At 44.2% G+C, this 23,793-nt stretch carries 20 protein-coding genes; 11 read left to right on the plus strand and 9 right to left on the minus strand.

Annotated elements, in window-relative coordinates; genetic code table 11:
• Positions 1-192 precede the first annotated feature (192 nt).
• From IQ263_RS16055 to IQ263_RS16075, 5 genes are all read left to right on the plus strand, one after another.
• A complete protein-coding gene (locus tag IQ263_RS16055) occupies positions 193-600 on the plus strand; it encodes a tetratricopeptide repeat protein (protein ID WP_194068315.1) in 408 nt (135 codons plus the stop codon).
• Between the two features lie 8 nt (positions 601-608).
• Entirely contained in the window at positions 609-2,456 is a 1,848-nt protein-coding gene (locus tag IQ263_RS16060) for an aminotransferase class I/II-fold pyridoxal phosphate-dependent enzyme (protein WP_194068317.1), read from the plus strand.
• A 78-nt stretch (positions 2,457-2,534) separates the two neighbouring features.
• Entirely contained in the window at positions 2,535-3,230 is a 696-nt protein-coding gene (locus tag IQ263_RS16065) for a class I SAM-dependent methyltransferase (protein WP_194068319.1), read from the plus strand.
• A complete protein-coding gene (locus tag IQ263_RS16070) occupies positions 3,227-4,396 on the plus strand; it encodes a hypothetical protein (protein ID WP_194068321.1) in 1,170 nt (389 codons plus the stop codon). Before IQ263_RS16065 ends, IQ263_RS16070 begins: the two co-directional genes overlap by 4 nt.
• Before the next feature lie 78 nt (positions 4,397-4,474).
• Positions 4,475-7,015: a glycosyltransferase gene (locus IQ263_RS16075; protein ID WP_194068323.1), complete on the plus strand. Its 2,541-nt coding sequence runs from the start codon at positions 4,475-4,477 to the stop codon at positions 7,013-7,015.
• A 164-nt stretch (positions 7,016-7,179) separates the two neighbouring features.
• Here the strand turns inward: IQ263_RS16075 and IQ263_RS16080 are convergent, their stop codons facing one another.
• The 3 genes from IQ263_RS16080 to IQ263_RS16090 form a co-directional block, all read right to left on the minus strand.
• Positions 7,180-9,414: an O-linked N-acetylglucosamine transferase, SPINDLY family protein gene (locus IQ263_RS16080; RefSeq protein WP_194068325.1), complete on the minus strand. Its 2,235-nt coding sequence runs from the start codon at positions 9,412-9,414 to the stop codon at positions 7,180-7,182.
• Positions 9,415-9,590: 176 nt separating this feature from the next.
• The gene (locus IQ263_RS29365) at positions 9,591-10,106 is read right to left on the minus strand and encodes a type IV pilin-like G/H family protein (RefSeq protein WP_194068327.1); all 516 of its coding nucleotides are present in this window, start codon (positions 10,104-10,106) and stop codon (positions 9,591-9,593) included.
• Positions 10,107-10,219: 113 nt separating this feature from the next.
• Positions 10,220-11,539 (minus strand): class I SAM-dependent methyltransferase, encoded by a 1,320-nt coding sequence (locus IQ263_RS16090; RefSeq protein WP_194068329.1) that lies wholly within the window; start codon positions 11,537-11,539, stop codon positions 10,220-10,222.
• 127 nt (positions 11,540-11,666) lie between these two features.
• Here IQ263_RS16090 and IQ263_RS16095 point away from each other — a divergent pair, with 127 nt between their 5' ends.
• The 4 genes from IQ263_RS16095 to IQ263_RS16110 all read left to right on the plus strand — a co-directional run bounded on the left by IQ263_RS16095 (position 11,667) and on the right by IQ263_RS16110 (position 15,415).
• Complete coding sequence (locus tag IQ263_RS16095) at positions 11,667-11,855, plus strand: hypothetical protein (protein WP_194068331.1); 189 nt, start codon at positions 11,667-11,669, stop codon at positions 11,853-11,855.
• Positions 11,856-11,963: 108 nt separating this feature from the next.
• Positions 11,964-12,581 carry a Uma2 family endonuclease gene (locus IQ263_RS16100; RefSeq protein ID WP_194068333.1) on the plus strand — a complete coding sequence of 206 codons (618 nt, stop codon included), beginning with the start codon at positions 11,964-11,966 and terminating at the stop codon, positions 12,579-12,581.
• Positions 12,582-12,761: 180 nt separating this feature from the next.
• Entirely contained in the window at positions 12,762-13,934 is a 1,173-nt protein-coding gene (locus IQ263_RS16105; RefSeq protein ID WP_194068335.1) for an AI-2E family transporter, read from the plus strand.
• A gap of 305 nt (positions 13,935-14,239) precedes the next feature.
• Complete coding sequence (locus IQ263_RS16110; protein WP_194068337.1) at positions 14,240-15,415, plus strand: homocysteine biosynthesis protein; 1,176 nt, start codon at positions 14,240-14,242, stop codon at positions 15,413-15,415.
• Between the two features lie 70 nt (positions 15,416-15,485).
• Here the strand turns inward: IQ263_RS16110 and IQ263_RS16115 are convergent, their stop codons facing one another.
• Positions 15,486-16,847, minus strand: a complete 1,362-nt coding sequence (locus IQ263_RS16115; protein WP_194068339.1) for a hypothetical protein — start codon at positions 16,845-16,847, stop codon at positions 15,486-15,488.
• Positions 16,848-16,991: 144 nt separating this feature from the next.
• Entirely contained in the window at positions 16,992-17,192 is a 201-nt protein-coding gene (locus IQ263_RS16120) for a hypothetical protein (protein WP_194068341.1), read from the minus strand.
• Positions 17,193-17,576: 384 nt separating this feature from the next.
• On the opposite strand from IQ263_RS16120, the gene IQ263_RS16125 reads away from it, so the two are divergent.
• Together IQ263_RS16125 and IQ263_RS16130 are read left to right on the plus strand one after the other, a co-directional pair.
• Positions 17,577-18,500, plus strand: coding sequence for a tetratricopeptide repeat protein (locus IQ263_RS16125; RefSeq protein WP_194068343.1), 924 nt, complete (start codon positions 17,577-17,579; stop codon positions 18,498-18,500).
• Between the two features lie 246 nt (positions 18,501-18,746).
• The gene (locus tag IQ263_RS16130; RefSeq protein WP_194068345.1) at positions 18,747-19,637 is read left to right on the plus strand and encodes a Uma2 family endonuclease; all 891 of its coding nucleotides are present in this window, start codon (positions 18,747-18,749) and stop codon (positions 19,635-19,637) included.
• Between the two features lie 318 nt (positions 19,638-19,955).
• Here the strand turns inward: IQ263_RS16130 and IQ263_RS16135 are convergent, their stop codons facing one another.
• From IQ263_RS16135 to IQ263_RS16150, 4 genes are all read right to left on the minus strand, one after another.
• The gene (locus IQ263_RS16135) at positions 19,956-20,180 is read right to left on the minus strand and encodes a hypothetical protein (RefSeq protein ID WP_194068347.1); all 225 of its coding nucleotides are present in this window, start codon (positions 20,178-20,180) and stop codon (positions 19,956-19,958) included.
• 120 nt (positions 20,181-20,300) lie between these two features.
• On the minus strand, positions 20,301-21,146 hold the full coding sequence (locus tag IQ263_RS16140) for a pentapeptide repeat-containing protein (RefSeq protein ID WP_228050098.1): 846 nt from the start codon (positions 21,144-21,146) through the stop codon (positions 20,301-20,303).
• A gap of 188 nt (positions 21,147-21,334) precedes the next feature.
• Positions 21,335-23,062 carry a succinate dehydrogenase/fumarate reductase flavoprotein subunit gene (locus IQ263_RS16145; protein WP_194068349.1) on the minus strand — a complete coding sequence of 576 codons (1,728 nt, stop codon included), beginning with the start codon at positions 23,060-23,062 and terminating at the stop codon, positions 21,335-21,337.
• A gap of 128 nt (positions 23,063-23,190) precedes the next feature.
• The gene (locus IQ263_RS16150; RefSeq protein WP_194068351.1) at positions 23,191-23,505 is read right to left on the minus strand and encodes a hypothetical protein; all 315 of its coding nucleotides are present in this window, start codon (positions 23,503-23,505) and stop codon (positions 23,191-23,193) included.
• Positions 23,506-23,793 lie beyond the last annotated feature (288 nt).

A 23,793-nucleotide genomic window follows, 5' to 3' on the forward strand; every position in this document is an offset into this window, starting at 1 on the left:
CGCGCGATCGAATTAATGGTAACTAGAATAGGTGATTGGATTGAAAAACTTGACAAATATTTGATTTTGTGTATGTGCTAAAAACTTCAAATTTTAAATGGGAGGGGCGATCGTTTTGCGATCGAACTTGGGCAATCTAGAAATAGGTGCTTTGTACGAGTGCCTGGAAAACAGCCGCGCTAAGGGTTAGCAATGGAAAGTATACAGAAAAAATCTAGCGATCGTCGGGTTCATCGGGGCGATCGAATTAAGCAGATTTTGACCTTAGTATCGATCGTATCCTTTGGGGGTTCGACCGCGTTTGGACTCATAAATCTGTTCACCAGCGGTTTGAGCAGTCGGCACAACCAAAAGCAGGCGCCTGTGGCAGTTTCTCAGGAGTCTCTGCTGGCGGCGCAGGAACGGGGATATGAGACGGTTTTGCAGCGGGAACCTCAGAATCAGACGGCTCTGGAGGGGTTGGCAAATGTGCGGTTGGAGATGAATAATAAGGTGGGGGCGATCGAGCCTTTGGAGAAGTTGGTGAAGTTGAACCCTGACAGAGTGGATTATAAGCAGCTTTTGGGGCAGTTGAAGTCGCAGGGTGAAGGAAAGAAGTAGAGATTAAAATGAGGAAATACAGCAATATGAAGGTCATTATACTAACCGCTGGATATGGAAGGCGAATGCGCCCACTGACCAATAACACTCATAAAACTTTGTTAAAAATCAGTGGTAAGACTATTATTCAAAGAATTATTGATGCGCTGATAGCATTTAATCTCAAAGAGATTACAATTGTCACTGGCTATCGCGAAGCGGAAATAAAAGCACACTTAACTAAAAGTTATCCTTCTCTGGATATTAACTATATCTACAATGAGCGTTACAGAGAAACCAACAATATTTATTCAATGGCCCTAGCTCTCCAAAATATGACGATCGATAGGGACATCTTACTGATCGAGTCGGATTTAATTTTTGATCCTGCTATTATTGCCCGTTTACTCAATTCTCAGCATGAAAATGCAGCACTTGTAGACCGTTACAGAAGTGGGATGGATGGTACTGTGGTGACAGTGGATCCTGAACGGCACGCGATCGTTAGCGTCATCCCGCCCCACCTACAGGGAATTGATTTCGACTTCAAAGATAAATATAAGACATTAAATATCTATAAATTTTCGCAAGATTTTTGTAATAATACGTTCAAAAAAATACTGACATACTATGCTCAGGTTATTGATGATAATTGCTATTATGAGTTAATTTTAGGAATAATTATATATATGCAAAAGGGTCAAGTCTTCGCTGAAATCTTAGAGGAAGGTGAAAAATGGGCAGAGATTGACGATCCTAACGATTTGAAAATAGCCAAATTTATTTTCGATAAGTCTTCCCAACAAAAAATTTTGGATAGCTCCTATGGTGGCTACTGGAATTACGATGTTTTGGATTACTGTTTTATCCGTAATATGTATTTCCCAAGCAGTGCCATTTTGTCGGAACTAAAGAATAACCTGACGAGCCTGATCCACAATTATGGTTCTACTCAAACCATATTAAATCAAAAACTAGCCACCTATCTGTTATGCGAGGAAGACAAAGTTATCGTTCTCAATGGCGTGTCGCAAATTTATCCCATCTTGGAACAATATTTGGCGGGCAAACAAGCGCTCTTACCTTGCCCGTCATTTGCTGAGTATCCAAAAATTTTTCCCAAGGCAACTACTTATTTGGATCGAGTTGGTATAGAAGTTTCAGATATCCTTGAAAAAGTTAAGGAATGTGAGGTTGTTGTAATTGTTAATCCGAATAACCCCACGGGATCAGTCCTGCCAACTCAGTGGGTCTATGATTTTGCTGCTGCACGTCCTGAGACTCTGGTGGTGCTAGATGAGTCGTTTATTGATTTTTCGGAACATGGCAGCATTTTACCTATGCTTGAAGAAGCCCCACTATCTAACATAATTCTGCTTGCCAGCTTAAGCAAGACGTTAGGAGTGCCAGGGTTGCGGTTGGGGTATGTATACTCTTCAAACTCAGCGTTCAACACTTATGTACAAAGTAGAATCCCCATCTGGAATATTAATTCTTTGGCCGAATATTTTCTGGAAATTATACTGAAACACAGGGATGCAGTGCAAGCATCTTTTCGTAAAACAATTAGCGATCGCGATCAATTTGCGCTTCAGCTTCAGACTATCCCTATAGTTGAAACCGTCTATCCCAGTGGAGGTAACTTTTTACTCGTTTCCTTGCGATGTAGTTCGGTTTTAAGAGATCTGCTAACTCAGCGTTTGCTGTCAAAATATGCTATATATGTCAAAGATGTATCAAATCGGTTTAATGATGAAAAATCTTACCTGAGATTGGCAGTTAGAGATGGAGCAGACAATCAGAATTTCCTTCAGTGCTTCAGAGACGTAGCAGCAGAACTCAACCTGTCCGCCTCAGAGGAAACAAAACTTCCATGAAATACCACTAAGAGTGGTAGGGGTTAGTAAAGAAAAGAAAGTGAACAAAACTGATAGAGGGGGTACAGGAGGCACGTCATGCAGAACAACTGGCAGAAAATCTGGAATAAAAGGCAGCTAGAAACCACCCTAAAGTCAACTCTGCAACAGTTGATTGCAGTTGATGGCTTTGATGGAAGCTGGGGAGGAATTGACGAAACTGCTTGGATGGAATATGTCGAAAGCCTAACTGCCAAGCTGCAAATCAGTGCCAAAGATTCTATATTTGAAGTAGGTTGCGGTGCAGGTGCTTTTCTTTATCCCTTCTACCAAAAAGGAAACAGAGTAGCGGGTATTGACTATTCAGAAAATTTAGCAAAAATTGCCCTAAATATTATGCCTAGAGCAGATATCATTGTTGGTGAAGCTATTAATATACCCGAAAAGCCCACCTTCGATTTTGTTGTAGCTAATGGGGTTTTTTTCTACTTTAAAGATTGTGAATATGCAGCAGAGGTTCTGTCTCTTATGTTACAGATTGCTAATAAAGGAGTCGGAATTTTTGACTTACCTGATTGGTCCAAAAAGGAGGAAGCTATCAGTATGAGAAAAGCCAAATTAGGGGACGCTGAATATGAAGAGAAGTATAGGGACCTAGAACACTTGTACTATAAGAAGGAGTGGTTTGAACAAGTGCTAGCGAATAAACCTGTTAAGGTTGTGATAGAAGATCAATCTATCAAAAATTATGGCAATAGTCGATATAGATTTAACGTTTTTATTCATAAATTATGAAAAAGCTAAACAGTAATCAAATTATTAATTATCCGTCATTTTTTGTCAGCAAACCCATACGGGTAGACTTTATTGCCTATCACGATCTACAAGCTGTGGCGGGGATGTCTGTGTTTGAAGAAATGAGTCAGCATTTTGACTGTCGCTGGCAAATAGGACCCAGCCAAAAACCAACTGGTGCAGAGGCAGCTATATTACTCGACCATACACAGCATCACCCGGAAATCTGCAAATCACCTGATGGTTATCAGTATTTATTTTATATGTCCCATGACCTGGGAGACTTAGATGTGTATGAAGTGGAGAAGCAACGCCTTCGACATTTTAATATTATTTTTGTTCCAAGCTCTTTACACCTAAAAAATGCTCAGAAGTCATTAAGTCCTAGTTATGCCCAACCATCCTTGGGCACTAAAAGAGTGATTTTAGAAGTTGGTTGGCCGAAGTATGACCGCATGGAAATTCCAGAAAAGTATGACAGCCTTCGGGAGCAGCTCGAAAATTTTTCTTACCCGCATACTGTTATATATGCTCCTACCTGGGCATATACTTGGGAGTGGAAAGAGATACTGCCTCGCTTATGTAAACTTCAGTGTAATGTGATTGTTAAAAATCACATTTATGTCAATCCCGGTCAAGCTTATCCTCCAGGTCACGAAAAAACCTATGAGGAAGGCTTACGTTCAGTAAAGGAAATGGAGGAGTATCTATTGAGCCACAGCAATCCAAATTTTGTTGTAGCTCCCCGCGAACTAAATATTTGCAGTCTTTTCCCTTTTGCGGAACTTTTGATTTCCGATCAATCTTCAGTGAATCTTGAGTTCCTACCTTTTGGAATTTCTATTGAAACGGGACGATTTAACCCCAATCCCAACCAGCTCCAACCTCAGTCTAGCCTGGTGTCTGATGTCATATTTATACCCCTTGAGAACTTGAACCCGGTATTGGAATCCTCAGAATCTTTTAGAGAGTTTATTGCTCAGCATTCAGGCACGAAAAGCCATAATTTTGTCAACAGAGGTCAAACTCAATCCGGTCAACTGACCGCTCAATTAATTGACAAATATATCTCTTTCTGGCAAGTGTTAACTAACCCAATCCAAAGTGCATCAGTATTTTCAGAGATGATGGAACGTTGGCGCGAGGGACTTCTAACTGAGAGTTAATTACTGCTAAAGAAAGCAGTGCGTTTAAACACAAGCTAATTCTACAAACACACAACTAATGAGAAGGGGTAACTAAAGATGACAATAACTAACTCTATTTCTAGTAAAACTCTAGAGAGAATTAATAAATTAATTGATGAATTGCCAGAAATTTATCAACCGATATACCTTCAAGGCGAGTTGATTAGAGAAGGGGTGAGACAGAATGATTGGGAACGTTTGGAAGTCATAAAAAAATTAATCAAACCCGGACAGACGGTGTTAGATATCGGTTCTAATGTAGGTTTTTTTACTATAGAACTAGCTAAAATATTTCCTGATAATGTTTTTGTTAGTGTAGAGAAACAAGTTAGTTATGCAAAGCTTCAAAAAGAATTATTGCAAGTAGAGAAGTTAACTAATGTTATTTTAATCAATTCAGAAGTTACTGTAGAGTGGCTGAACGCAGCATCGCAAGCTTGTACTTACTTTGATGTAACTCTATTACTGTCTGTTCTGCATCATATGAAGGATGCCAGTGAGTTTTTGCAAGAACTCAGCAAGATATCAAAATCTTTGATTATTGAACTGCCTAATCCCAATGAATCAAAAGTTTGCGGTAAGGAGATATTGAGAGAACAGTTGACGGTTGAAAAATTGAAGTTGTATAAGCCTATTTTTGAAAAATTGGATTATGAATCAACAACTCATTGCGATGCCGATCTGAAAAGAGAATTTTACTATGCAGATTCGCCTAATTATCATAGAGAAAGTTGCTTCCCCTATATTGGGTATCCTGTGCAGCCTCGAAACTATCGTCTTCAAAACCTCAATGGAAAAAATGTACTTTATAAAGAAGATCTGAACGAAACAATCAACTTAATACCAGGTGTACTGCTTTACGATCTTCATCAAATTGGAAGTATTTTATATCCAAATTTCAAAATAATTAGTTCTCAAATCGAGAAAGAGTTTAAGTTTTTAGATGATATTAGTAATTCTGAAGAGGCAAAAATTGCTGATATCCGACCTTGGAATATTCTGTTTACCAGCGAAGGATTGAAGTTTATTGACTGCAAATATACCAGCGATCTCGACTATGATTTGATCTACGATCGAGAACGAGACTTGAAAATTATTTCTAACTATCTGGAGGCTATACTACCGTCCGGCGAGCTAGCAAAAATAGTTATTGATGCTGTATTTTTCCAACTTTATCGGACTGGAATTGCGAGAGTATGGAATTCTTTACTTGAAGTTTGGGCAAAAAACGGTTTTGCTAAACATTTCATTTTGATTGATAGAGGTGGTACAGCTCCTAAAATTCCTGGCATTCAGTATTATTTTGTACCCCCTTACGACTACAATCGGACGGAACTAGATCGGGCAATTCTTCAGGAAGTTTGCGATGAAGTCGAGGCAGACATCTTTATTTCTAGCTACTATACAACCCCTGTCTCAACGCCTTCTGTGTTTATTGCTTATGACATGATTCCAGAAGTTTTAGACGTGAATTTAGATGTTCCCATGTGGAGGGAAAAACACTATGCTATCGACCACGCCACTGCCTATATTTCTATTTCAGAGAACACGGCCTGCGATTTGGCAAAGTTTTTCCCAGGAATTCCTAGAGAATGTATAACTGTAGCTCATTGCGGAGTAGAAGCTGTTTTTTCGCCAGCGAGTCCAGCAGAAGTTAATAGTTTTAAAATAAAGTACGGTATTTCAAAACCTTATTTTATTTGTGTTGGATGTCGTCCAGGACATAAAAATCCTATTTTATTCTTCCGGGCTTTTGCTCAACTTGCCACTAAACATGGATTTGAAATTGTTTGTACTGGGAGGGGAGTTGTATTAGAAGAAGAAATGAGGAACTATACTGCCGGAACAGTTGTACACAACCTGCAACTGAGTGATGAAGAGTTGAGCTTATCCTATTCCGGTGCTGTTGCGCTGGTTTATCCATCTCAATATGAAGGATTTGGCTTGCCTGTACTGGAGGCTCTCTCCTGCGGTTGTCCTGTCATTACTTGTCCTAACGCCTCAATTCCTGAAGTAGCTGGAGAAGCTGCTTTATATGTGAACGATGATGATGTTGAGGGTTTAGCAGATGCACTTTGTGAGGTACAAAAACCGAAGGTACGCAATTCATTGATTGCTGCTGGGTTTGAACAAGCTAAAAAGTTTTCTTGGTCAAAAATGGCTAAAACAGTCAGTTCAGCTCTGATTGAAGCGACTTTAGTGAGTTTAAATTTGAAAGAAATTAACTTAATAATTTTCCCGGATTGGACGCAGCCCGAAGATTCTATTTTTTTAGAATTAGAACGAGTAGTAAGGGCGATCGCAACTCATCCCAACAAAAGTCAAATAACTCTCTTAGTAGAAACGAGCAAGATTTCTGAGGAAGATGCCAATCTGGCTTTATCAAGTGTGGCGATGAATCTTTTAATGCAGGAAGATTTAGATGTTTCCGACGGTCCCGAACTTGCACTCATTGGACTGTTAAGCGAAATTCAGCGCTCGGCTTTGATACCTCGACTTCACGGTAGAATTGTGTTGGATAATGAGAATAGAGAGGCGATCGCCCAGGCCCAAGCGGAGAACATAACGTTACTTGAATTAGACAGTTTAAAAATATAAAATTCAATCCTCTGTTTCCCTTAGTGCTTGTTTCTACAACATCTAAATTTCCTCATCTGTTACTTGTGACACCGCAGATAACTCTGGTTCTAATTCCTCGAACGTTGGTAAATTACTTTGCAGATGTTAAGGAATTTGTGCAACAACCTGTTGCACAAATTGTATCAATGATTTTTCTCCACATATATCTGCCACATCTGCTCGTAAGCTTTTTCAAGCTCTCGCGTAAATTGCTTGCCATTCCACAAGGGAGCTGTTTGTCTAGACTGTCGCAGTTTCCACGATATTTGCTGTCGCAAAACAGCGTCTTTTCCTAAACGGATTCCCCATTCGACATATTCTTCGTCTGTCCAAGCTATACCTTCGGAAATACCCGCATTCATCATCATCGTGTAGCTGTTACGAGCTGCAAACTGCTCTCCCACTCGCGTTACCATCGGCACGCCCATCCACAGCGTTTCCATTGTTGTTGTGGCTCCGTTATAGGGATAAGTATCTAGCACCACATCTGCTATTCCCAAATTCGCTCGGTGTTCTCCCTCCGTGCCTGTCAATTGTAAAAATCTCAATCTATCCGGTGCCACTCCCTCCGATTCTGCAACTTCTAAAAAAAACCTTTTGAGAGATTCTTGCTCTGCCAAACCTTTAACTAAAAAATAACTATTGGGAACTTCTTTAATAATTCGCAGTTGCAGTCGCGCCGTATGGGGATTATACTTATATCCTCTCTGAGCGCTCAAATAGATAACAGCATCACTGCCAATATCCAATTTGTCGCGTCGCAAGGTAGGTATGCCTAGCTCAAAACCATCAACTGCTATGTAAGTCTGAGGCAAACGCCAGATTTTTTCCTGATAATAATCTTGAGCTGCTTCAGGTAATACGTAAGGGTCGGCAATATAGTAATCGATATTTGGAAGGCAAGAAGCGTCCCACCCTAACCAAGTCACCTGCACGGGGGCTGGTTTAACCGCCAAAATTTCACAAGAATTGCTTATAGTAATGCTGTCGAGATCGACTAAAATATCAATTTCATCTTCGTAAATTTTTTCAGCAGTTTCGCAACTATCTATGCCTAACTTATAGGCTTTATCAACTTTGCTGACGTACCAATCTTCTAAGTTATCGTGGCTCATTTTAGAACCAAACAGATAAGCACTGACTTCAAATCGATCTCTATCTCGGTACTCAAATACCCACCGCGCCAACCAACCAACAGAATGGTTTCGCAGGCAATGAGACAAGTATCCAATTTTCAAACGCTTATTAGGAGTATTGATTTTAATAGATGCCGATTTTGGCTGCCGATATTTCTCTATTAAATCCTTTCTATAATTTTCAATATTTAATGCAACGAGCTGACTTACTTGACGCCTAAGTTGGATATTTTCCTGAGCCCTATCTTGAACATAGGGGAAAAAGAATACAGAAATATATAAACGAACAGTAGCAAACGGAGGTATTGATGTTGGTTGTTCTGCTAGTATAGACGTTAAGAGGAGCTTCAGGGTTTCTAACGCCAAACAAACTTCCTCCCAGCGACCGCCCTCTCCCATCAAAGCACGTACTATCGAGAAATTAGCATAAATTTTATTGGCTAATCCTTCCGTGAGTGAATAGTACAACTTAGCAGTTTCTATTGCTTTAGAATGTTCGCCACAATCTTGATAAAACGAAGACAAAGTACCCAGTAGTTCAGGGTCTTTAGGCGACAGGCGCAAGGCTAGTTCGGTGAAGCGTGCTGCTAACTCGGCTTGCTTTGCACAGTGGCAAATATCATAAACAAATGGAACTAAAATCCTCTGAAAATATTCGGTATCTTTGACATGGTTTATACAGGCTTCTGTCAAGTCAAATGATGAAGCATAAAGAGGAGCTCTGTCGAGGACGTTCTTCAAAACTTGCATTAATAGCTCAAAGTCCACATCCTCTGCTGATTCTGATTTGAGCAACTCAATGACGCCTAACTCTATCAATTCCTCCCCACTATAAGTTTCCAGCATGGTGGATAACCCTATGGAATGCAACAAGTTATTGATATCTTTAGGATTAATTTCTCTGATGTGTTGCCGAATTGCCCATGCTACCTTATATTCACCCAAATCGCGCTGCCTGTCAGCCTCTGTTTGCAGAACTTCTATTAGTTCATGAGTCCAAGACTCTATTTCTTCAGCTTCTCCCTCCGCCATTCCCAGCAGCCAAGTAGTCTGAGCTTCCGCCTCTTGTCCCTGCAATAGCAACATTAATCCTAGCTGCCAGTAATGTGACTTGACACTTGGTTCGCATTCAATTGCCTGTTCGTAGAGGTTGGCAGCCTGGATATAATTTCCTTGAAGCAGAAATTGATAAGTTTTTTCCTGCCAATCTGATTCTAAAGCCGATAAATTACTGGAAAACATACCTTTAGCCGCTCAAAAATAGTATTTAAATATTAGACCTCTTCCCAAAGACTTATTAAGGGCAGGAAATATGCCACCCCAAAAATAATTAGGAAAGATATTTACTATACAAAAGCAGGTAGTCCCTACAGGTCTACCCGCTATCCTGAACCCGAAATTATGGTTAAGTTCGGAAACTACTTGGTCACTAACTTGTCAGTACCCGTGCAGGTTACACCTGTGTTTCCATAAGTTGGGGTGCTAGCATTACCCGTGCTGAGGCTTTCACAAAGTATGCTCTGGGTGGTTTTTGCTTCACCTGCCTCAACCAGTCCTACACCGCCGGCATATCCTTTGAGAGCCGCTTGATTAACAGGGTTTGCCAGGGCAGTAGCATTTGATGCTGTATTACTTACAACGTAGCTGTAGTTTGTGGTAGCAGTTTTCAGACCAAGACCTAAAACTGTAACGTTACTCCCAAACTTAGTATTCTCTGCGTAGTATGCTTGCTGACCCTTGTTAATTGAACTGATATACTGTTTGCCTTCAGACTGCTTGGCTTTGTTTGCTTGGTTGAGGAAGGCTGGCAAAGCAATAGCAGACAAAATACCGATAATGATGATAACAACCAGGAGTTCAATCAGTGTAAAACCTTCTTCCTGTCTTCTTTTGTTGAGCTGTTGCAGGAACTTGGCTTTAAATTCAGTCTTCATAATTTGTTTCTCCTTGAGGGGTTGGGATGCTCGTTTCTAACTCTTATATGTAACTTACCCAGTTGTCGGCGCTTTAATATCACCCCAGAGCAATTTTTTTTCAACTCCCGGTGTTAACACTCCAAAAGCACATACAGAAAGACTTCTAGCCTAATTAACAGTTCCTTGACTTCCTCAAAGGCTGTCTCCTCAGTAACAGGCTCTAGGTTAACAGCCATCTGAGAGCGGATTTGGAGCCATTGATCCACCAGGGATACCACAGACTGCGGCCCCTCCCACAGAGGTAGCAAACAAGCCGCCATTGTACTATTGAGTGCCACTGGCGCTAGAGTTGGCACAATAATATAACGGCTAATCTCAAACGGCGTCTGGCTGTCAATGCAATTACTCAAGTCTTCCCTCACCTGGGAAGTCCTCAGTTGAGGGTGCAGGTGTACCCGTGCTTCCCGCCAGTCGGCCTCCGTCCATTCCGCCACGGGCACAAAAGCCTGAGTTCGATTTGGATTGCCGCACCAGAAATCAAACAAACGGTGCAGGGGATGTAACAAGTCAAATAAATGCAGCCGCTCTTCCACAGAAGCTTCTGGCAGACTCATCGCCAAAAACGGAGGCAAATCATCTGGATTTTTGAACAAATCCATCAACTCCCACCTGCGCCAAGCCACCATACTAATAAACTCTAAATCAGCACCTCTCAACATAGCAAACACTTCAGGAATGCTACAACCTTTATCACCCACCAATAAATAGTTAGACATAATCCATCCCTCATCCTGCGCGCGATCGGCATTCCACCCTGCCGCCTTGAGCCCTATTTCATCTCTCAAGGCTTCCATTGTTTCCCGGACTATTTCTATCTCCAATTCTCCCGGACTTCCATCCATTAATCCCATTGCTTTGAAAACAGCTTGAGCACGAAATACTCCGGCTCTACCATTTGAACTATGAAGGTTGGTGCGGATAATTCCGTCTGGAGACAGAACTGACTTCATCGCTTGCAATCCCGCAATAGCATCCGGCAAGAGATACAGAACTTCGTCAGCATTAATATAGTCAAACTGTAACCCTAAAGTTGGTAAATCTTCTATTTTCAAAGCATAAAACTCTGCATTAGCAACCCCATGATACTGTAAACGTTGCTCAGCTAGTTTCACAGATTCTTCTGATAAATCGATGCCTACTATTTTCGCTCCGGGATTGGCTAGAGCTAAAACCAAGGATTTATAACCGGTGCCGCATCCCGCATCTAGGATAACTTTACCGGAAGTATTGATAATTTTTCTATTTCTGAAGTAGTAAGCAGTGACAAGATTATGAAGGTAGAGCAATTCACTGTTGTCTTTTGGAGATTGTTCCAGGGGGATTCTGGGAAAAGGAGTATTGTCAAATTGCTGGCGAATGTTTTCTATTAACTCTAAATTTTGGTGATCCATTTTCAATTACACTCAACGCTGGCAAGTTACCTTAGTATCTCAGAAAATAGCCGATCGCCCGCCAAGCCGCAACACATACTTGCCATAATAATCTGAATCCCTGATTATACAACCAACCACCACCTCCATGAACAGCAACATCAGCCCCATCCTCAAAGTATTCACCCTCTCCGCCGCCCTTTCCCTGGCCATCAAATACGCAGGGCCCAGCTTATCCATCCCCTCTACCGACCTCAACGCTCTCATCGCCGTCTTTACCCCCAGTATCATCTTAGCTGCCATCCTCGGCTGGCGATCGCGCCAACAGCAGCAGTAGAGACGTAATCAAAAAGTGCGATCGATCTACACTAGGTCTAAAGACTATGTTTTTGCCAAAATCTTAATTCCCCGTACACCTATCGAAACCAAACTAAAGGCACTCACCATGATTCAAAGCATAACAGAATTAGTAACATTCAATGAATTCATTGACTGGTATCCTGAAAATTCAGAACACCGCTACGAATTGCACAATGGAGAGATTGTTGAGATGCCAAAAGCAACAGGCAAACATTCTAAAGTAGCCGGTTTTACCGCACTGAAAGTCGGAATAGAGATTGAGCGTCTCAATTTGCCCTACTTCATCCCCAAAGAATGCGTCATCAAACCCATGCGCGAGGAATCGGGATATGAACCAGATATTATTGTACTTAACGAACAAACCATTGGAAACGAGCCGCGATGGGAGAAATCATCAATTATCACAATGGGCTCATCAGTCCCCCTAATCGTCGAGGTAACTAGCACTAATTGGGGTGATGATTATGCCCTAAAGCTTGAGGCATATGAGTCAATGGGTATTCAAGAATATTGGATTATAGACTATCTAGGATTGGGCGGCAGACGGTTTATTGGCAACCCCAAACAACCTACTTTTTCGGTTTACCAACTAATTGACGGGGAATACCAAGTCAAACTGTTCCGAGGGGGCGAGTGTATTGAGTCCCCAACTTTCCCAGAATTGAAGCTGACAGCGCAGCAGGTGTTCGCAAAAGGGAATTGAGGTGGCTGCTTATGCTAATGTCCGAGTAGGGGTATCCGATTCAAGATGCGATCGCGCGCATCTGATGTATCTTGATATAAAGGCGATTCATCGCTTCTGGGCTGCAGAGCAATTAGCAAGCAGTAATTCCCCATACTCTATTCCTCAATCTAAAATCTAATATCTAATATCTAAAATCTAATGAAGCTAGGACAGTGGATGGGCTTATTAGCCCTCATCGCATCTTGTTACATCCTCTGGCAAATCAGACAAGCCCTGCTGCTGCTTTTTGCCGCTATCGTCTTAGCCACAGCCTTAAACAGACTAGCACGCTACTTGCAAAAATTCCGACTCAAAAGGTCGATCGCCGTACTTTTATCAATTAGCTTTTTAGTCCTGGTTTTGGTAAGCTTGTTCCTGATAATTGTACCGCCCTTTGCCCTACAATTCCAACAACTGACCCAAAAAGCACCTGAAGGAATCGCTAAACTAAACGACTGGGTAGATCAAATCGAAGCTCGCTTCTCGGGACAATTCGAGCAAAGGCTGCCGAATCTTGATGTTAACGATATTATGCGACAACTGCAACCCTTGTTCAACCAACTCGTTGGCGGTGCAGGAGCCTTTGTCGGCAACACATTAGGGGTTATTCTCAGCTTTTTGCTGGTCTTAGTTTTGACCTTGATGACTTTAGCAGATCCCCTCTCTTACCGCAAAGCATTTATACAACTATTTCCCTCTTTTTACCGCCGACGAATCGATGGTATTTTAGATGAATGCGAAATAGCTCTCGGTCGATGGGTCATCGGCGCTCTGATTAGCATGAGCGTGATTGCTTTGTTGAGCTTAATTGGTTTGTCAATTTTGCAAGTTCCCCTACCGTTAGCTCACGCTGTAGTAGCAGGATTTCTTAACTTGATTCCCAATATTGGCCCCACGATGAGCGTCATTCCGCCAATGACGATCGCACTTTTAGACTCTCCCTTACAATCTGGTTTAGTTTTAATTCTTTACTTTCTAATTCAACAGTTTGAAAGCAACCTCCTTACTCCCTACGTCATGGCACAGCAAGTATCATTGCTGCCAGCAGTAACATTAATTTCTCAAGTATTTTTCGCCACCTTTTTTGGATTTTTAGGACTATTACTTGCCCTCCCCCTCACCGTTGTAGCTCAAGTTTGGATTAGGGAAGTATTAATTAAAGACATTCTCAACCAATGGAACGCGAATCCTCAAACCTTAGCAGCAATAGATTCGGCTATTCACGAAGAATATGAGTCTCTAGGAGTAAAACATCACAGACAAGAAACCCTTCCAGAACAAAAAACAGACATCGCAGACCAAGCAGAAAATGACGATACTGTTAATCGATAATTCAGGTTGGTAGTGAGGACTTCAATCATTCTTGATTATCAGAGTGAGAACTGAATTCCTTCTTGACTGGGAGCATCTGGATTTTGCATTTAATAGTGCTGTCCCCGCGAGTTCGCGGTGCAAGACTCGCACAATAAAAAATGCTTTTTTCAAGGCCCGAGATGCTCCCTTCTTGATTCGAGATTGAGGACTTAAGTCCTGACTACAAATTTAGCAACTCGATCGCCATCAATAAAACAATACGGTTTACTTAAATGAACGGTATCGATCAATAAAACTAAAAACTAAAAACTAAAACTAAAATTATGAGATCTATCGACGAAATCAACGATAAAATCAGCCAAGGCAAAGCGACAGTCTGGACAATCGAAGAACTCAAAAACCGAGTCCAAGAAACCAGCATTAGCCAAGCCGCCAAAGAAGTCGATGTGATTACCGCAGGCACCTTCGAGCCGATGGAATCCTCCGGTGCCATCATCAACCTCGGCCATACCGATCCCCCGATCAAAATCCGCCAGTGCTGGCTAGACGGCGTTTTAGCATACTCCGGCTTTGGGGCTGTAGACCTGTACTTGGGAGCCACCCAAGTAGCCGAAGACGGCGAAGAATCCCGGGAACGGGGAGGCGGACAGGTCATCGAAGACTTAATCGCCGGGAAACCCGTGCAGTTGCGAGCTTTGGGGCAAGTCACAGATTGCTACCCCCGCGCCTCCTTTGAAACCACAATTACCCGCGATACCATCAACCAGTTTTATTTATTCAATCCCCGGAACGCCTATCAAAACTTTATTGTGGGAGTTAACGGGGGCGATCGCCCGCTGTTCACCTACCTCGGCCCCCTGCAACCAAACCTCGGCAACGCCGTGTATTCGAGCCTGGGAGCCATGTCACCCCTGCTCAACGACCCCCACCTCCAACTCATCGGCATCGGCACCCGCATCTGGCTGGGAGGCGCTCAGGGCTACATCACCTGGGAAGGAACCCAGCACTTCCCGCTGCAAAAACGCCAGCCCAACGGCACCCCTATCGGCCCAGCCGCCACCCTCGCACTCATCGGCGACGCCAAACAAATGAACTCCAAATGGGTGCGCGGCTGCTACTTCAAAAACTACGGCCCGTCGCTGATGCTGGGAGTCGGCATCCCTTTTCCAGTCTTAAACGAAACAGTGGTAGCCAACTGTGCAGTCTCCGACAAAAAAATAGTAGCGCCGGTGGTAGATTTCTCTATCCCCCGGCGCGTTCGTCCCACATTCGGTTTAGTCAGCTACGCTCAATTAAAAACTGGTCGAATTCTCATTGAGGGCAAACCGGTGCGGGCGGCCCCCTTGGCGAGTATGTTTCTCTCGCGGCAAGTAGCATTGGAATTGAAGCAGCAAATTGAAGCAGGTCAATTTACCCTCACGGCCCCAGTTGCTCCCCTACCCACCGACAGAGTATTTCTCCCGCAAGATTTGTGGGGCGCCCAAGTCCGGCTGGAATAAAAGATTTTAGATTGCCGATTTTAGATTAACCAGACGCACTAACCGAAAATCTCAAATCTCCAATCTGGCCCTATTCCTCGGGCTTAGGCTTCTTAACCGGCTTAGGAAGAGGTTCCTTGGGAACAGCAGGTGCTGCTGCTGCGGACTTGATGGTAGGACGCCCTACAGGAGCACCGTCACCGCTGGGCCTAGGAGTAAACGGACGCTTGTTTCCCCCTCCTTTGTAGCCACCGGGCGGCTTGCTGCCGGGGGGGAATTTCCGCTTCTTAATCGGCACGGCGCCAATATTGTTAGCCTGCTCGATCGTCAGACTTTCAGCTTTCAATTTGACGTGGAAATCCCAAAAAAATCCGATCGCCTTTGTTCCTACATCCCCCTTGAGTTTCAGCTTAAAAAACTTCATCTTGTCGTCATTCTTGCGGGGAGCTTGCTTGATTTTGACGATGACATACTTTTCTTCCTCTTGCGATTGTTGATAAATCACCTCGCCTCGAATCGAAAAATAGCCATCTTCAACATCAGGTTCCGAGGGCGACACAGATGCCGTCGATGCTTCGCTGCTAGCCTCAATCTCGCCTGCTTCCAGATTTTCCTCATCCGAAGACACTTCGGGAGATTTCTTGAGCGTTTCCGGCTCCCAAACTCCCATAATCTGGGCGTGCAAGTTGCCGTCTTCTTGCCTGGTGCGGGGATAGACCACCCACAGGTGTTCTTGTTCCAGATCCAGGTGATTTTTGACTAAACTCATGACTCTACCAAGCAAAACTGCGTCGATAGCAGTTCCGTCGGCAGCAATCAGCATACCTCTGGTGAATTGCTCTTCAGATTGGGTGTAGCGGCCCCGCACCAAACCAACAGCTCGGTACTGTCTGGGTTCGCTGGGGGGTGGAATGGGATGTTGGCGCATGACCGAGGGTAGGTCATCGTCGGCCTGACTTTCGTTAGCTGCTGGCTCGCCTGTTGCGGGCACGGAGACTGCGATTGATGGAGTATTGCTGGCAGATTCCGACGGCGCTGCTGGCGCGGAGGGTTCAGGAGCATTGCTCGGCGGGTCTTTTGGCTTTGTTTTGTCCTTGTCGGGGGCAGAACTGTAGCGGGGTCGTTGCAGCGTATCCTTTGACGCTGATGCGTCTGTTGACGCTGGTGCGTCTGTTGACGCTGGTGCGTCTGTTGACGCTGGTGCGTCTGTTGACGCTGGTGCGTCTGTTGACGCTGGTGCGTCTGTTGACGCTGGTGCGTCTGTTGTCGCTGGCGATCGATCTAGGTCAACAGGTGCAGCCGGCGATGGCGGAGGAGACACGGGACTTTCGTCTGGTGTCTCGGCCCCGGAGGCTGTAACTGCGGGCTGATTCACGGCGGGCTCGCTTGGCTGAGCCTTGCGAGCAGAAGTAGATTTGGACGATTTGGAAGACGGGTTGGGAGAGGGGTTCATAAAAAACTCCTTGCAGCGGAGACACATCCCTTAAGGGAAATTAGGAATAAACTGAAGAAACTGATTTCACAACTACTAGCACCAAACTTAGGGCTTGCGCCGGAAAGTTTGGTTTTGATTCATCAACGCCAGTTTTAAACTTCGCTACGAGCGATCGATCGCTCCGGGATGGGCGGGCTGCTCTAATCCTTGTTGGCAAAGAGTTTGAGAGTTGCTAACTCCAGGAGCGGGTCGATCGGGCGAAAACTGGCACTGGTGGCTAATAGCATTTAGGATATTCAGATACTTCGAGCCCGGACAATCTAGGATATATCCCGATCGAACACGTGCTGAATACCTGAGCATCAAACCAGGCAATATTTCGCAATGCTTTGAGGAAAAGCCTCAAGGCGCCGTTCCAATCTCTTTGGAGCAGCTTGCTTATTTTACTTACTCCAATTACCTAGCGGGTCGATCCGCCATCTTTTCGGTAATTGTTAGCTCGACCAAACTAAATTGGACGAAAGTCGCAGTTTTTGGGGCTGCGGGTCTTTGTGTCCCAAATTGTTTGACGAGCGTGGAGTTGCGGGTCTGTTACCATATTAGCTGCAAGCAAAAGACTGGTTTGTGAATTGGCACTTTGAAGTTAAGAACTTTTATGGTTACACGGATGGGGTTAAATCGCAGACGCCCCTAGGCGATGGGTTAATTCTTAGAAAATAGTAGATTTTAAGTTGGGATAGTTGAATTATGGAAAAAGCAAACAAGCGTCGCGGGTTGATTAGTGTGGTGGTGGTGCTTTCGCTCATCGCTTTTTTGGGATTTTCTCTGGTTCCAATTTTGGACAGTATTCTCAAGAGCAGTCAAACAACCGCTACATCGACTCCAACGCCTACTCAGACTGCGCCTTCTGGTGAGAAGCAAGCACAGTTGCTGCAAGATCAGGTGAGGGGATACGAATTGGTTTTGCAGCGCGAACCTGACAATGTAACGGCGCTGCGGGGGTTGTTGCAGGTACGGCTGGAGTTGATCGGACAGGGAGTGGGGGATATTAAGGATGCGATCCCGCCTTTGGAAAAGTTGGCTAAACTGAATCCCGAGACTACTGAATACGGGATTTTGCTGGCTCAGGCGAAGGAACGCACGGGCGATCGCGAAGGGGCGGCTCAGGCTTACAGGTCAATTTTGGCGTCTAAACCTGGGGAAATTAAGGCTTTGCAGGGGTTGGTGAATTTACTGCTGGTGCAGCAAAGGCCCGAAGCTGCGATCGGACTGCTGCAAGATACGCTCAAGGCCGCTCCGGCGCAAAATCAGGCAAAACCCGGAAGTATTGATGTAACTTCGGTGCAGTTGATTTTGGGACAGGTTTATGCTGTGCAGAAGCGCTACGATGAGGCGATCGCGATTTATGACGAATCGGCTAAGGCGAATCCGAAAGATTTTCGCCCGACTTTAGCCAAGGCGATCGTGTTTAAGGAACAAGGCAAAACTGACGAAGCAAAAACGCTGTTCGATAAAGCTAGTGAGTTAGCTCCTCCTAACTACAAAGACCAAATTAATCAGTTAGCTAGCGGCACTCCTTCGCCTTCTCCGGCGGCAGATGCGAGTCCAGAAGCGGCATCTCCAGAACCAGCGGCTTCCCCAAGTCCTGAAGGTGCGCTACCTCAGCCTTAAGGAGAGTTTTGCATGAAAGAATTTTGAGTTTTAAGTGAAAAAATCAATACTTAAAACTCAAAATGTATTGTTTTATTCCAGTCTTAAATTAGATCGTATTCGGTCAAACAATGGTTGTAAAGTTTGTAAAAAGGACTAAAGTCCTCAGATTTTTGTAAGGACTTCATTCTTTACTGCAAACCTATTTAATTGCCATCGTGACCGCAGACATGATATTATGAATTAAGCAAGACTTCGGAGGGAATTATGACCCAAAGCGTTGACCGCGTTGTTCTACCTCCTGCTTTTCCAGATCACACTCAATTACCAGAGTCGGATGGTACTTTTGTGAAAAATTTTCAGGAGCATCCGCAAAGTTTAATTTTAACTGATTCGATCGGACTAATTTTGCAGGATCGGCATCCTGACGGACAATATGCGATCGGTCAAGACTGCGGCATTTACTGGCGAGAAACCGAGCCGCCGGAAAAAGGTGCAGAAGCTCCTGATTGGTTTTATGTTCCGAATGTACCTCCTAATATTGACGGTCAAATTCGTCGTTCCTACGTGCTGTGGCGGGAACACATAGCACCGTTAATTGCGTTGGAATTTGCGAGCGGAAATGGCGATGAAGAGCGCAACCGTACTCCTTTATCACGTACTGATGAAGGGGTGTTAACGAAACCGGGAAAGTTTTGGGTTTACGAACAGGTGATGCGAATTCCCTATTACGGCATCTACGAAATTAACAGCGGGCAATTAGAAGTTTATCGGTTAATTGACGGGTATTATCAACTGTTAGAACTTAACGAGCGCGGTCATTTTCCTATTGCACCTTTAGGCGTAGAATTGGGACTTTGGCAAGGAAGTTATCAAAATCAAACCATGCTTTGGCTGCGCTGGTGGGACGAGGAAGGTAATTTGCTGTTGATTGGCGATGAAAGAGCAGAATTGGAGAGATTGTGGGGGGAACAGCAGCGGGAAAGAGCCGAGCAAGAAAGGCTGCGAGCCGACAGTGCAGAACAGGCACGAAAAGCTGAATTTCAGGCAAGAAGGGCTGCAATTCCCCGGTTGTTGGGAATGGGTTTGAGTGCCCCACAGGTGGCGGAGGCGTTGGGTTTATCGGTGGAGGAAGTCAGGGAGGATGGTGGAGAGTGAGATAGTGAGAGAGAATTGGGGAAAAGGGCGATCGGGCTTAATAGACTTCATCATGAGAACCCATTTTGAGTAATAAAATAGCTTCCTCCTCATCTTCTGGATCGATCGCAAACTCAACTAAAATCCGATAATCATAATCTATTGAACAAGATCAGATACCCGATAAATCTCCTGTCAGTTTGTGAGTTCGCAAGCTGGGGTTAAAGCAGTCTTCAGACAAAAGTTCAAGCGTAGCTTCAATTAAAAGGCGAAGCTGAGGATTTTTACGAAGTAACTTTTTGAAAGTACGAATAGATTTGGGAGTCCAACCAATTTTCATCAATCATCCAACTCCGCCATCAAATCGGCTACCGACCCAAATTTAACATTGCCCTCAGCATACTCTTGACGAACTTCTGCTACTTCCTTGAGTAATTCATTTCGTCGCTGTTGTCGCAGACGATTCTGAAGAATATCTAGAAGCATGACTTGGTCTTCTAATGATAAAACTTCTACAGCTTCAAGAGCTTGCTGGAATTGAGAGGTCTGTGTCGTTTTACTCATATTTTTTTTCTACTTATAATCACGATATTTTGTATTTATTTTAGCAATACTTATCCTAAGCTAGCATTTTTTAGTTGTGATATGGAGAATTCCTGAGACGAGTTTAAAATTAATTCTCAATCATTTTAACAACATAGTACCATCAGGCATAACAGTATTGCAAAAGATAGTCATGCGGGTCTGAGCATCAATTAAATTAGCTTGTTCGAGGTCAGCGTCAGTTAAATCGGTGTAGTCTAAATTTGCGCCTTCTAAATTAGCTTGGAAGAGGTTAGCACGACTTAAATCAGCCCCGCTCAGATTTGCACGGCTCAAATCAGCCTCAGTCAAATCAGCATCACTTAGATCGGTATTTGTTAAATCAATGCCCTTCAAATCGGCTTCAGCCCCGATATAAATTGCACCTGAATGAGGAGAAAATGTATCGTCAAAAGTAGTTTCCGAATCATAGAGAAATCTACTGAAATTTACGTAATCCAACTTAGCTCCACTCAAGTCAGCCCCCATGAGATTTGTACCTTCTAAGGAACCATCAAATAATCGAATTTCTCGCAAATCAGCCTCTCTCAAGTTAGCACCGTTGAACAAGGCGAAAGCAGCATTAGCTCCTCTTAAATTCACTCCTTTTAAGCAGGCCTTCTCCAAAACTGATTCATATAGTTTAACACCTCTCATGTCGGCGTTAGTCAAATTCGCCCTCTCCAAGGTGCTTTCACTCAAATCGGCTTCGACTAAGCTAGCATTCTCCAGATTAATTCCTTCTAGCTCGGCATTATCCAGCCTTGCATTATCCAAAACTGCTCTTTCCAAATTCGCACCCTGCAAGCCAGCGGAGTAGAGATTAGCACTATGCAAGTTAATTCCTTCTAAATTGGCATCGTGCAAATTCGCACCCACCAAATCGACTCCTTTAAAGTTTCTTTCTCCAGCAGAGTACCGCTGTAACAATTCCTCAGAGTTCATCATTCACGGCAGATTAATTGCTTATCGGTGCGGTATAACTCCAAAAACTTGGGAATTATACCCTATCAAAGCAGTATAACACTGCCAAGTTTACAGTCATATCCCAAAGTTGAATAAATGACCAAGTTAGTAGATTGTGTTTACTTCTCTGACCAGACTATTAGTAAGGTGGGCATCGCCCACCCTACTAATCAATACTTCCTCTCCTGCGGCTCAAACATCGTAATTGCCACCGGCATATAAGCCAAATCAATCCCCGCAGGTGAATAATAGGCCAGCGTATGCTTCAAAAACTTCTCATCATCCCGCTGAGTAAAATCTTCCCGCGAATGAGCTCCCCGACTTTCCTGCCGGTTCAAAGCAGAAGTTAAAATCATTTTGCCGACAACGATTAAACTCCGCAATTCCAAAGCTTCCACAATTTCCGTATTCCACAACTTGCCTTTATCGTCTAAGTAAACTTCCTCATATTGTCGCTCTAAATCCTCCAATTTTTGTAAACCTTCCTGCATCAATTCAGCGCTGCGAAATACTCCGCAATACTCACTCATCGTATCTTGATACTGCTGCCGGATTTGATTAATTCGATATTTTCCGGGACGGTCTAAAAGTGTTTGAATTTGTTCTTGAGCTTCGTCAATATAACGCTGTTCGTCTACTTCAGGCAACTTGCGATTTTGGACAAATTGTGCTATGGTTGCGCCAGTAACTTTGCCGTAAACAACGCATTCCAACAGCGAATTGCTGCCCAAACGGTTAGCGCCGTGAACTGAGACGCAAGCTGCTTCGCCGGCTGCAAAGAAACCGTCTACCAAACTGTCAGCACTGCTGCGAACTTGCCCATCAATATTAGTTGGAATTCCGCCCATTGAATAGTGAGCAGTCGGGCGGACGGGCATCGGTTGGTTGACAGAATCAATTCCTAATAAGCGGTGGGCTTCTTCCCAAGCAAAAGGTATTTTGCTCATGATTTTTTCGCGTCCCATGTGCCGCAAATCGAGGTAAATAAAGGGGCCGCCTGCACTACCATCGAGATTAATTCCTCGGCCGGCGCGAATTTCTAGGGAAATCGATCGCGATGTAATGTCCCTGGGCGCTAATTCCATCCGCGACGGGGCGTAATTGGCCATAAATCGATCGCCCTCGGAATTAATCAGATAAGCACCTTCGCCCCGCACGGCCTCGGAAATCAACACTCCCACCGGATACAAACCCGTCGGGTGAAACTGCACAAATTCCATATCTTCCAGCGGCAATCCAGCCATCGCCGCCATCGCCAAACCGTCACCAGTCGAGGCGTAATCGTTCGAGGTGGTGTTGTAAACCCGACCGTAACCCCCCGTCGCAAACATCACCGCCTTAGCGCGCACGACGGCAATTTCGCCGTCTATCAGGTTGAACATAACCACGCCCTTGGCTTGGCCTGCTTCCAAAATCAGGCGCGTGACATACCACTCTTGATAGATGTGAACTCCGCAGCGGCGCAGATTGTTGACCAATTCGTGGAGGATGGCGTGACCGGTTTTGTCGGCGGCGTAGCAGGTGCGGCGGTGGGAATGTCCGCCGAAAGCGCGCTGGGCAATTCTGCCGTCTTCTAGGCGGGAGAAGAGGACTCCCATGTGCTCTAAATCGATGACTACACCGGGGGCTTCGCGGGTGAGGATTTCTACTGCGTCTTGGTCTGCCAAATAGTCTGAACCCTTTACTGTGTCGAAGGCGTGGGCTTTCCAACTATCTTCGGGATCGACATTTTGCAGGCTGGAGGCCATGCCGCCTTGGGCTGCGACGGAGTGCGATCGAATCGGGTGAGTTTTGGCAACAACTGCTACCTTGAGACTGGGGTCAGTCCGCGCAATTTCTACAGCGGCGCGGCAACCTGCTAAACCGCCGCCTACAATGATTACGTCGTGTTCCAGCATTGTTTAAGTAATTTTGAGTGTTCTCCTCAACTTATCGTGACGCAAAAAAAAACTTCCTATCAAAAGATCGGGAAGTTTTTTAACTTTTGATTGGAATGGAAGATCAAAAGTTAAAATTTCAAATTAAACTAGCCGATGGTTTCTATAGGCTGCTGATTGGATTGATTTCCCGTTGCAGAAGGTTGATATTCTGTGGCGGGGTCTACCGAAAGCACTTGAATGTTATTTAGCAGAGTTGTAACGAAAGCAAACAGCAAGAAGGGCAGAGACAGCACTAAAATCAAGCCGACTGTAGCCAAGGCGTAGATTTGACGGGCGCTGCTCCACAGGGCGAGTGCTGACGCTAGACTCAGGAAGATGACTATCAGCCAAACAATGATTTGACCGTAAATGTCGCCAAAGGTGAGGGTACATTTAAGGCGATAGTTTTGGATGTTACTCATTTGATGCCTCGGGAGATTGCTATTACGACTTGTCCAAAAATACTTTGACAGCCTGTCAATACTGACTGTAAATTTATAATTTTAGAGTTCACAAGTAGGTTTTGCGGGAGTTTTAAACATTTTTATAGAAGTTTGCAACAACACTTTATGAATTTTTGTTTCGGATAGGGAATTTTTGCCGCAACAAGACTTAGGTATTTCTCAGAAAGATGAGGTGCTGCTGGGCATGGGGCATGGGGCATTGGGCATTGGGCATGGGGCATGGGGCATGGGGCATTGGGCATTGGG

Source organism: Tychonema sp. LEGE 06208, from assembly GCF_015207505.1.
GTDB lineage: Bacteria > Cyanobacteriota > Cyanobacteriia > Cyanobacteriales > Microcoleaceae > Microcoleus.

Excerpts from the sequence above, each read along its gene's own strand:
- IQ263_RS16100 (WP_194068333.1), top strand. The coding sequence starts at position 11,964 with ATGATTCAAAGCATAACAGAATTAGTAACATTCAATGAATTCATTGAC.
- IQ263_RS16140 (WP_228050098.1), bottom strand. The coding sequence starts at position 21,146 with ATGATGAACTCTGAGGAATTGTTACAGCGGTACTCTGCTGGAGAAAGA.
- IQ263_RS16135 (WP_194068347.1), bottom strand. The coding sequence starts at position 20,180 with ATGAGTAAAACGACACAGACCTCTCAATTCCAGCAAGCTCTTGAAGCT.
- IQ263_RS16125 (WP_194068343.1), top strand. The coding sequence starts at position 17,577 with ATGGAAAAAGCAAACAAGCGTCGCGGGTTGATTAGTGTGGTGGTGGTG.
- IQ263_RS16110 (WP_194068337.1), top strand. The coding sequence starts at position 14,240 with ATGAGATCTATCGACGAAATCAACGATAAAATCAGCCAAGGCAAAGCG.
- IQ263_RS16075 (WP_194068323.1), top strand. The coding sequence starts at position 4,475 with ATGACAATAACTAACTCTATTTCTAGTAAAACTCTAGAGAGAATTAAT.
- IQ263_RS16115 (WP_194068339.1), bottom strand. The coding sequence starts at position 16,847 with ATGAACCCCTCTCCCAACCCGTCTTCCAAATCGTCCAAATCTACTTCT.
- IQ263_RS29365 (WP_194068327.1), bottom strand. The coding sequence starts at position 10,106 with ATGAAGACTGAATTTAAAGCCAAGTTCCTGCAACAGCTCAACAAAAGA.
- IQ263_RS16095 (WP_194068331.1), top strand. The coding sequence starts at position 11,667 with ATGAACAGCAACATCAGCCCCATCCTCAAAGTATTCACCCTCTCCGCC.
- IQ263_RS16060 (WP_194068317.1), top strand. The coding sequence starts at position 609 with ATGAGGAAATACAGCAATATGAAGGTCATTATACTAACCGCTGGATAT.
- IQ263_RS16150 (WP_194068351.1), bottom strand. The coding sequence starts at position 23,505 with ATGAGTAACATCCAAAACTATCGCCTTAAATGTACCCTCACCTTTGGC.
- IQ263_RS16130 (WP_194068345.1), top strand. The coding sequence starts at position 18,747 with ATGACCCAAAGCGTTGACCGCGTTGTTCTACCTCCTGCTTTTCCAGAT.
- IQ263_RS16070 (WP_194068321.1), top strand. The coding sequence starts at position 3,227 with ATGAAAAAGCTAAACAGTAATCAAATTATTAATTATCCGTCATTTTTT.
- IQ263_RS16145 (WP_194068349.1), bottom strand. The coding sequence starts at position 23,062 with ATGCTGGAACACGACGTAATCATTGTAGGCGGCGGTTTAGCAGGTTGC.
- IQ263_RS16105 (WP_194068335.1), top strand. The coding sequence starts at position 12,762 with ATGAAGCTAGGACAGTGGATGGGCTTATTAGCCCTCATCGCATCTTGT.
- IQ263_RS16090 (WP_194068329.1), bottom strand. The coding sequence starts at position 11,539 with ATGGATCACCAAAATTTAGAGTTAATAGAAAACATTCGCCAGCAATTT.
- IQ263_RS16055 (WP_194068315.1), top strand. The coding sequence starts at position 193 with ATGGAAAGTATACAGAAAAAATCTAGCGATCGTCGGGTTCATCGGGGC.
- IQ263_RS16080 (WP_194068325.1), bottom strand. The coding sequence starts at position 9,414 with ATGTTTTCCAGTAATTTATCGGCTTTAGAATCAGATTGGCAGGAAAAA.
- IQ263_RS16120 (WP_194068341.1), bottom strand. The coding sequence starts at position 17,192 with ATGCTCAGGTATTCAGCACGTGTTCGATCGGGATATATCCTAGATTGT.
- IQ263_RS16065 (WP_194068319.1), top strand. The coding sequence starts at position 2,535 with ATGCAGAACAACTGGCAGAAAATCTGGAATAAAAGGCAGCTAGAAACC.